The organism is Flavobacterium sp. (genome assembly GCF_049590715.1).
Taxonomy (GTDB): domain Bacteria; phylum Bacteroidota; class Bacteroidia; order Flavobacteriales; family Flavobacteriaceae; genus Flavobacterium.
The window spans coordinates 1-8,767 of record NZ_JBAWDL010000077.1 but is presented as its reverse complement, the minus strand read 5'-3'; the positions used below and the strand labels follow the sequence as shown (position 1 = coordinate 8,767).

8 protein-coding genes are annotated in these 8,767 nt (G+C 33.8%); 5 read left to right on the top strand and 3 right to left on the bottom strand.

The annotated features are described in order from the left end of the window. Window positions 1–1,047 (bottom strand): alanine--tRNA ligase (gene alaS, locus WBQ70_RS03890; protein WP_423910832.1); only part of this gene is annotated, 1,047 nt, incomplete at its 3' end. Window positions 1,048–1,366: 319 nt separating this feature from the next. On the opposite strand from alaS, the gene WBQ70_RS03885 reads away from it, so the two are divergent. The 5 genes from WBQ70_RS03885 to WBQ70_RS03865 all read left to right on the top strand — a co-directional run bounded on the left by WBQ70_RS03885 (window position 1,367) and on the right by WBQ70_RS03865 (window position 4,867). Then, a complete protein-coding gene (locus tag WBQ70_RS03885; protein ID WP_423910829.1) occupies window positions 1,367–2,344 on the top strand; it encodes a M23 family metallopeptidase in 978 nt (325 codons plus the stop codon). 117 nt (window positions 2,345–2,461) lie between these two features. Continuing rightward, window positions 2,462–2,794 (top strand): MerR family transcriptional regulator, encoded by a 333-nt coding sequence (locus WBQ70_RS03880; protein ID WP_423910826.1) that lies wholly within the window; start codon window positions 2,462–2,464, stop codon window positions 2,792–2,794. A 94-nt stretch (window positions 2,795–2,888) separates the two neighbouring features. Beyond that, on the top strand, window positions 2,889–3,482 hold the full coding sequence (locus WBQ70_RS03875) for a LemA family protein (RefSeq protein WP_423910823.1): 594 nt from the start codon (window positions 2,889–2,891) through the stop codon (window positions 3,480–3,482). 87 nt (window positions 3,483–3,569) lie between these two features. Beyond that, on the top strand, window positions 3,570–4,010 hold the full coding sequence (locus WBQ70_RS03870) for a TPM domain-containing protein (protein WP_423910820.1): 441 nt from the start codon (window positions 3,570–3,572) through the stop codon (window positions 4,008–4,010). After that, window positions 4,007–4,867, top strand: coding sequence for a TPM domain-containing protein (locus tag WBQ70_RS03865; RefSeq protein WP_423910817.1), 861 nt, complete (start codon window positions 4,007–4,009; stop codon window positions 4,865–4,867). Before WBQ70_RS03870 ends, WBQ70_RS03865 begins: the two co-directional genes overlap by 4 nt. 270 nt (window positions 4,868–5,137) lie before the next feature. On the opposite strand, the gene WBQ70_RS03860 is transcribed toward WBQ70_RS03865, so the two are convergent. Beyond that, window positions 5,138–7,912, bottom strand: a complete 2,775-nt coding sequence (locus WBQ70_RS03860) for an outer membrane beta-barrel protein (RefSeq protein WP_423910815.1) — start codon at window positions 7,910–7,912, stop codon at window positions 5,138–5,140. 95 nt (window positions 7,913–8,007) lie between these two features. After that, a partial coding sequence (locus tag WBQ70_RS03855) for a ribosome biogenesis GTPase Der (RefSeq protein ID WP_423910812.1) occupies window positions 8,008–8,767 on the bottom strand: 760 nt, incomplete at its 5' end.

The following is an 8,767-nucleotide window of genomic DNA, read 5'->3' as shown; positions in this document are numbered from 1 at the left end:
GACTCCTACCAACTCATATATAAAAGCTTCCTTGGTATTTAAAAAAGTGAAACCATAACGAATCGCACGACGTAATATTCTACGAATTACATATCCCGCACCCGTGTTGGATGGCAATTGTCCATCTGCAATGGCAAACGCTACAGCGCGTACGTGATCGATCACCACACGAATAGCAATATTGGTTTTATTTTGCTCTTCAGAAACGTCTTTAATTTCGTTTGTGGTGTATTTAAATCCTGTTATTTCTTCGACCTTTGCAATTAGTGGTGTAAATACATCTGTATCATAATTTGATGTAACCCCTTGCATTGCCATACACAAACGCTCAAATCCCATTCCGGTATCTACGTGTTGTGCTGGTAATTTCTCTAGAGATCCATCTGCTTTACGGTTAAATTCCATAAATACATTATTCCAAATCTCCACTACTTGTGGATGATCTGCATTGACCAGGCTGAAACCAGAAACAGCTGCTCTTTCTGCGTCTGTACGCAAATCGATATGAATTTCAGAACATGGTCCACATGGTCCTTGATCACCCATTTCCCAGAAGTTGTCTTTTTTATTTCCCAAAATGATACGGTCTTCGGGAACAAATTGTTTCCAAATATCAAATGCATCCTGATCAAATGGTACATTCTCCGCTTCATTTCCTTCAAAAACAGAAACATACAAACGATCCTTCTCTAATTTTAAAACTTCTGTCAAAAACTCCCATGCCCACGGTAATGCTTCTTTTTTGAAATAATCTCCAAAAGACCAGTTACCTAACATTTCGAACATGGTATGGTGATAGGTGTCAAAACCTACATCTTCTAAATCATTATGTTTTCCTGAAACACGAAGACACTTTTGCGTGTCGGTGATACGATTACTTTTGGGTGTGGCATTTCCTAAAAAGTATTCTTTAAACTGTGCCATCCCCGAGTTGTTGAACATCAAGGTTGGATCATCTTTTAGAACAATAGGTGCCGAAGGAACAATTAAGTGTCCTTTACTTTCAAAGAATTGTAAGTACGCTTTGCGAATGTCTTGTGATTTCATTTTTATTATTTATCCTGTTAATCGGTTAATCGTTTAGTATCAAACGCAAATAACCAAATCGTCTATTTTTTTGGTGCCCCAGATGGCAGTGGAAAGCTTCGAGAATGGGACTCTATTTTTTTCTTGAAGCGGCAGAGCGACCGGAGGAAGCTCCTGCGGTTTCATTAGAAAAAAAGAGTACCTATCGAGAACTTGCAACGCACAGCTGGATTAGGCTCTAATTATTATTATTCTTAAAAAAGCAGTGGTACGAATGAAACATTTATTAAATTTGTTCGACTAACCTTTTTGAACGTGCAAAAATAGGGTATTTTAAAATATGGCGAAAGTAAAATATTATTACGATTCTGAAAATCTGGCTTATCGGAAAATTAAAACCAAAAAAAGATACAAATTTGCTTATATCATCTTGTTTTTGGTAGCGGCATCCTTGTTTGGTTTTCTGAGTTTTGTGGTTTTATTGAACACCCCTTACTTTGATACACCAAAAGACCGTTTGCTAATGCGTCAGATTGATAATTTAAAACTAAATTACGATATCCTTGACAAACGAATTGATGAATTAAACGAAGTTACTGCTGCCATAGAGGATCGCGATAATAATTTATACCGCACGTATTTTAATATTTCACCTATTCCAACTGAAGAACGCAAGTCAGGGATAAAAGGTCCTGATCGCTATGCTGAATTAAAAGGGTACGACAATTCTAAACTGGTTTTAAATACAACTCAAAAAGTAGATATCCTTTCCAAAGAACTGGTGATTCAATCGAAGTCATTGGATGCCATATTGAAATTGGCAAAGGAAAAAAACAAATTATTAGCGACTATTCCTGCCATTCAACCAGTGCGGAATGAGAATTTAAAACGGATGGCTTCTGGTTTTGGATATCGAACCGATCCTTTTACCAAAGCACGTAAAATGCATGAAGGCATGGATTTTACAGCGCAACAAGGAACCCCTATTTACGCTACAGGTGATGGGATTGTTGACCGAGCAGATGCCAATGCATCAGGTTTTGGTAACCATGTAGTGATTAGGCATGGTTATGGATACGAAACGCTCTATGCACATATGAGCAAATACAATTGTAGGGCTGGACAACGTATAAAAAGAGGTGATGTAATCGGATTTGTAGGAAGTACTGGTCGGTCAGAAGGACCACATTTACATTATGAAGTCCACAAAGATGGTAAAGTAGTGAATCCGTTGAATTTTTATTACGGAAATATTTCAGCTGTGGAATATGTGGCGATTTCGCAACTGGCTAATCAAGAGAATCAGTCTCTAGATTAAGGATTTTTGATTTGAGATTTAGGATTACCTTTGAATATTAACATTGAAATTAAAAAACAGATTTTATATCTTGCAGGAAAAAAACCTGAAACTTTAAACCTGAAACCAAATTAAGACATGCACATAGAACTTTCTAAAGACAAAAGATATTTCAGCATTGGTGAAATTGCCAAGGCCTTTAATGTCAATGCATCCCTTATTCGTTTTTGGGATAGTGAGTTTGATATTTTGAAACCTAAGAAAAATGCTAAAGGCAACCGAATGTTTACACCTGAGGATGTAACAAACTTGCAATTGATTTATCATTTGGTCAAAGAAAGAGGTTTTACCCTTGAAGGTGCTAAAACGCATTTGAAAGAAGGACAAAAGAAAACCCTAGATAAATTTGAAATTATTAGGAAACTGGAATCAATTAAAACGCAGTTGACGAATATCAAAAATGAACTGTAGATTTTTAATTGTTGATTAACGATTTTTAATTGCATATTTTACAAATAGAACTTAAATTTTAAAACAAAAAACAAACTTTAAATTAAACACAAACATGGATTTTAAAAAATTTTTACCTTGGATTATTGTTGCAGTAATCATTTTTGCTGGTTATAGTTGGATTAAAGGAATTAACAACACGGCAGTAACGCTAAACCAAGATGTAGAGCAATCTTGGGGAAATGTTCAAACAGCTTATCAAAGACGTAATGACCTTATTGGGAATTTAGTGAACACGGTTAAAGGAGCTGCTGATTTTGAAAAAAGCACTTTGACAGCTGTTATTGAGGCTCGTGCCAAAGCGACACAAACAACTGTTGATCCATCAAACATTACACCAGAACAATTAGCCGCTTTTAATTCAGCTCAAAGTGGCGTAAGCAGTTCATTATCACGTTTATTAGTTACTGTAGAAAAATATCCTGATTTGAAAGCAAATCAAAATTTCTTAAAACTACAAGACGAATTAGCTAGTACTGAAAACCAAATCTTAACTGCTAGAACTCGTTTTAACGAATCCGTTAAACCATACAACACACACATCAAAACGTTCCCAAATACATTGTTTGCAGGTATGTTTGGCTTCAAAGAAAAAGCATATTTCAATGCGGTTGAAGGTGCTGAAAAACCAGTAGAAGTAAAATTCTAAAAAAAAGATTTCAGATTAACGATTTTTAATTGCAGAATTATACTTCTAAAATCAAAAATCGTTAATCTTCATTCAAAAATAATCCCCATGTCAAAAGTAGAAGATTTTTTAACCCAAGAAGAGGAAGAAGCAATTGTAGAAGCCATTCGTTTAGCTGAAAAAGAAACTTCTGGCGAGATTCGTGTTCATATTGAAAAAACAACTTCAAAAGTTCCTTACGATAGGGCTTTGGAAGTTTTTCATCATTTAGGCATGGATGCTACCCAACTCAAAAATGGGGTTTTGATTTATATTGCTGTCAAAGACAAAAACTTTGTGATTTGCGGTGACCAAGGAATTAATGATGTTGTTCCAAATGATTTCTGGGATTGTACTAAAGAAGCTATGGCTGCACAGTTCAAAACTGGCAACTTCAAACAAGGATTGATTGACGGTATCACCAGAGCCGGAGACCAATTGCAGAAGTATTTTCCTTATCAAGAAGGCGACATCAACGAATTATCAAACGAAATATCAAAAGGAGAATGAGTTATAGTCCAAAGTCAATAGTCCATAGTTCTAAAACTAATTACAATAATCCAATTTCAAAAACAGGATTTTATCTCATTTTAACCCTACTCCTTTTCCTAACTAATGGATTTGTATTCGCACAATTTACCATTCCAGAAATTCCAAAATTCCAAACTTCAGTTTATGATTATGCTAACGTTCTGAGCAGTACCGAAAAAGCTCAACTGGAGAAAAAACTGATCCATTACTCTGATTCGACTACGACTCAAATTGTAATTATCACCATCGAAAGTTTAAAAGGGGAAGACATTGGAATTTTGACTCCAAAATGGGCACATCAGTGGGGAATTGGGGGAACCAAAAAAGATGACAATGGAGTCCTTATTTTATTGGCGAAAGCCGAAAGACAAATTTGGATTGCTCCTGGTTACGGACTTGAGGACAGATTAACGGCCGGTATTGGTGGAGAAATTACAAGAAACATTATCATTCCTGAATTTAAAGCAGGAAGTTACTACAACGGTCTCAACAAAGGAACAGACGCTATTATTGATGTTTTCAAAGGAAAATATAAAGGCAAAAGAAAACAACAAAACAAAGAACAAGGTTTTCCAATCCTTCCATTCATCATTATAATCGTTTTTATCATCATCCTAGCTTCAAAGAATAAAGGCGGAGGAAGCGGTGGCAACTCTGGCACTCGTGGCGGAGGACCTAGCCTACTCGATGTTATTCTATTAAGTAGTTTAGGTCGTGGTGGCGGTGGTGGATTTGGCGGTGGAGGTTCATCAGGAGGTTTTGGCGGTGGAGGTGGCTTCGGCGGTGGATTTGGTGGCGGAGGTTTCTCTGGCGGTGGATCTGGCGGGAGCTGGTAAATACATTCAAAAACAAATACAGTGGTGTTCTTTCTAAAGGACACCACTTTTTTTGTACTTAGAAAAGTTTAAATTTAAAAATACGAACCACCATTAAAATTTTAAATGCTCTCTTGATAATACATCCTAAAAAAGATCTTTTATCTACTATATATCCCCATGTACTAAATAATTCTACCTTAGATTCAAGAAAAAATAACAACGTACAAAAAACCCTGCCATATAAAATACAAGCAGGGTCTAACCAAATTTAACCACCAAATAACTTTATCAATCTCTATGTCGTTCTCTTGAAGAAGCTGGGATTTCTTTCTCTTTTATTCCTCCAAAGTTTTTTATTTTATAAATTAATGAAAGCATAGCATAACGTTTCAAAACAGTATTTTCCTCATCGCGTATTGAAGTATCCGTAATAGACCGTGAGTATCCTTGATTTTGATCTAAAATATCATATACTTTCAATCTTGCTGTGAATGTTTTATCCAAAAACGTATACCCTAAACTCATATTCCACAAATAATAGGAGTTTTTATAAGCACCACCTGAATTAGAATTATAACTATATCCCAAATCATTACTAAGAACCCACTTTTCAATAAAATAATTGGTTGTCTTTAAATTCATTTTATGGATAACATTAGAACGAGAATCGATTGAATAGTTTTTATATTTCGATTCATTATAAGCAAAATTATAAGAAGGAGCGATAGTAAAAAACTGACCATAATTATAAGAGAAATAAACTCTTGGGGAAAATGATAACGTATTTGCATCATAAAACACATTATTAACAAAACCCTTATCAAGTCCATAACTTGAATTAAAACCTAAACCATAACGATAAGAGTTATCGTCTTTCTTGATATAGTTATTCCAATAAGCTCCTAAAGAAGAATTGTAAATATTATTAATGTTTACAAAAGTTGTTTGACTTGTTCCATCTGCTGCATACACTTTTGTAGAGATAATATCACTATCAATAACATCCGCTTTCATATAGATATTATACCCTGAGCGTTTTTTGACATTGTAATTTCTAAAATTAAAATTAAAACTATGCTTTTTAACAGGATCTAAATCTGGGTTACCAATCACCGTATTTACTGTACTACTAATATCTAAAACAGGTAGTAATTGATATGCAGTAGGCAAATTCACTCTGTAATCATATTTCAACAAAGCATAATTAGATTTGTCAATTTTGTACTTAAATTGTGTATGCCATTCTGGAATAATATAATGCGCTTTCAAATTAGTCTGTTTACCCAAATACAATGAGGAGTTATCATAATTCACTAAAAAAGTATTATTTCTTACATTAAATGAAAAAACTTTATCATCATAGATAAACCCCATTTTTGGTGCTATTGCATATTGTTTTGAAGACATATAACTAGACTGCTTGTCGTTAAAAATAGAATAGTCTTGAGAAGCATCATCAAAATTAAAAGTTTTCTCATCAGTCACTTTATTATCCCAACGGTAATCTACTCCTACTCGTAAACGAACAACCTCCGAAACTGGCTCTGTATATTCAGTCCCTAAATACAAATAATCACGCTTGATTTGATTGTCATTCTTTTGATTACGTAAAATAACATTTCCTGTTTTATAGGAATTTGTTGTAGAATTATTAAAGGCTATGTTCTGATTATCCGAATTATTATTAACCATCGAAAAATTTAAGTTCCTACGTTTTTTTGTAAAATTATGATTAACATTAAGTTGATTATCAAAATTTATCCCATCTGATGTTCGTGAAGTTGTTCCTATATTTTTATTTAGCAAAACACCATTTTCATCTGTAGTAACACTCGATGATTTTCCATCGCTCTTATAATTCGATCTACGTAACCGTGGTTCTAACGAAATCTGAGTTGTCAGACTTGGTTTATAATTCAATTCAAAATTAACCTTATGATTATTATTCTCAATTCTTGCATCTGAATCGGATTGTGTTACCAAATTTCCTGTAGGTAAAAAACGTTGTAGCGTTGAACTCTTTGTATTATTATTAACACTATTATTAAACGAATAATCTCCTGTTGTTTCTAACTTATCAGACCATTCATTAAAATAATTTAATCCTGCTAAATTTGATTGTGTGATTCCTTTTCTAGAAATCGTAGCTCCTATATCATTACTCCCTTTTTTTGAATCATCTCCAAAAGCCTCATCTATAGAAAAACCAGATAAATTGATATTATTTGTTGATCCCACAGCACTGATACGCTGTTTTTGATCAAATTGGTTCACTAAAAAACTTCCTTCATATCGATCATCAGTTCCATAACCGCCTAAGAATTTTCCAAAGTAACCTTTGTTTTTCTTTTCATCTATAGTTAAATTGATACTTAAAAAATCAGACGCAGCATCATCTCCTGCTAACTCTTCTTGTTTTGTTTTAAAATCCGAAACTTGAATTTTATTAATCAGATCAGCTGGTAAATTTTGTAATGCTATAGCACCATCCTTTCCAAAAAAGGCTTTTCCGTTGACAAGAATCTGAGAAACTTCTTTACCGTTTACCGTGATTTTACCATCATCATCAAACTGAAATCCTGGTAATATTTTTAATACCTCATCTACATTATCGTCGGGACGAACTTTGAAGGAAGAGGCATTGTATTCCAAAGTATCTTGTTTAACTACCATGGGTGGCGCTGCTGACATTATGACAACATCTTTCAATACATTTTCAGTACTAAATAAATAAATTGTCCCAAGATCTTTACTCTCTAATACTCCTGATAATTCATCTTTGTAATTTTCATGTCCAACAAAAGAAACATTCAAAAAAACAGGATTATCATATTTCTTTAATCGAATCCTAAACAAACCTGACTTATCAGTAGTCGTTGATCCTAATTTCAAAGAATCTTTTACTACTGAGAAAAAAACATTAGCAGATTCTAATGGTTGTTGCGTATTGATATCTAAAACTTGACCTTGGACAGTATAGCTATCTTGTGCGTAGTTGATAAATGTAACAAATAAGAAAAAGAATAAAAAGTGGTTTTTGAACATGGTTTTATTATAATACATAGATTTTAGGACACTTAAAATATCAAAAGGTTTAATTTAAATTAAAAAAAAGTCAAAAAAAAACCTTTTGAAATTCAAAAGGTTTAATAAAATGATTATTTCTCTCTAATATAAATATCAATTGGAACTCCTGAGAAATCCCAGTTGTCTCTAATCTTATTTTCAAGGTAACGTTTATAAGGTTCTTTTACATATTGTGGTAAGTTAGCAAAAAACACAAACTGCGGTGTTTTTGATGGTAACTGCATACAATATTTAATTTTTACATATTTTCCTTTCGTTGCTGGTGGCGGATACGCTTCAATTACTTTCAACATATAATCGTTGAATTTAGATGTAGCAATACGCTGTTGGCGACTTTCATATACTTTAACCGTAGCTTCAAGTGCTTTCAACAAACGTTGTTTTGTCAATGCCGAAACGAATAAAATTGGCACATCGGTAAATGGCATCAATTCTTTTCTGATTTGCTCTTCGTAATCACGGGTTGACATGGTATCTTTTTCGACCAAATCCCATTTATTTACCAAGATAACAACTCCTTTACGGTTCTTCTCAGTCAACCAAAAAATACTTTGATCTTGACCTTCAAATCCACGAGTAGCATCGATAATCAAAATACAAATGTCAGCATGCTCAATCGCACGTACGGAACGCATTACGGAGTAAAATTCCAAATCTTCTTTTACTTTAGCTTTACGACGAATTCCCGCCGTATCCACCAAGTTGAATTCAAAACCAAAACGGTCAAATTTTGTATCAATTGCATCACGAGTTGTTCCCGCAATATCTGTAACAATATATCTTTCTTTACCAATCAAAGCATTGATAAAACTTGATTTTCCAGCATTAGGA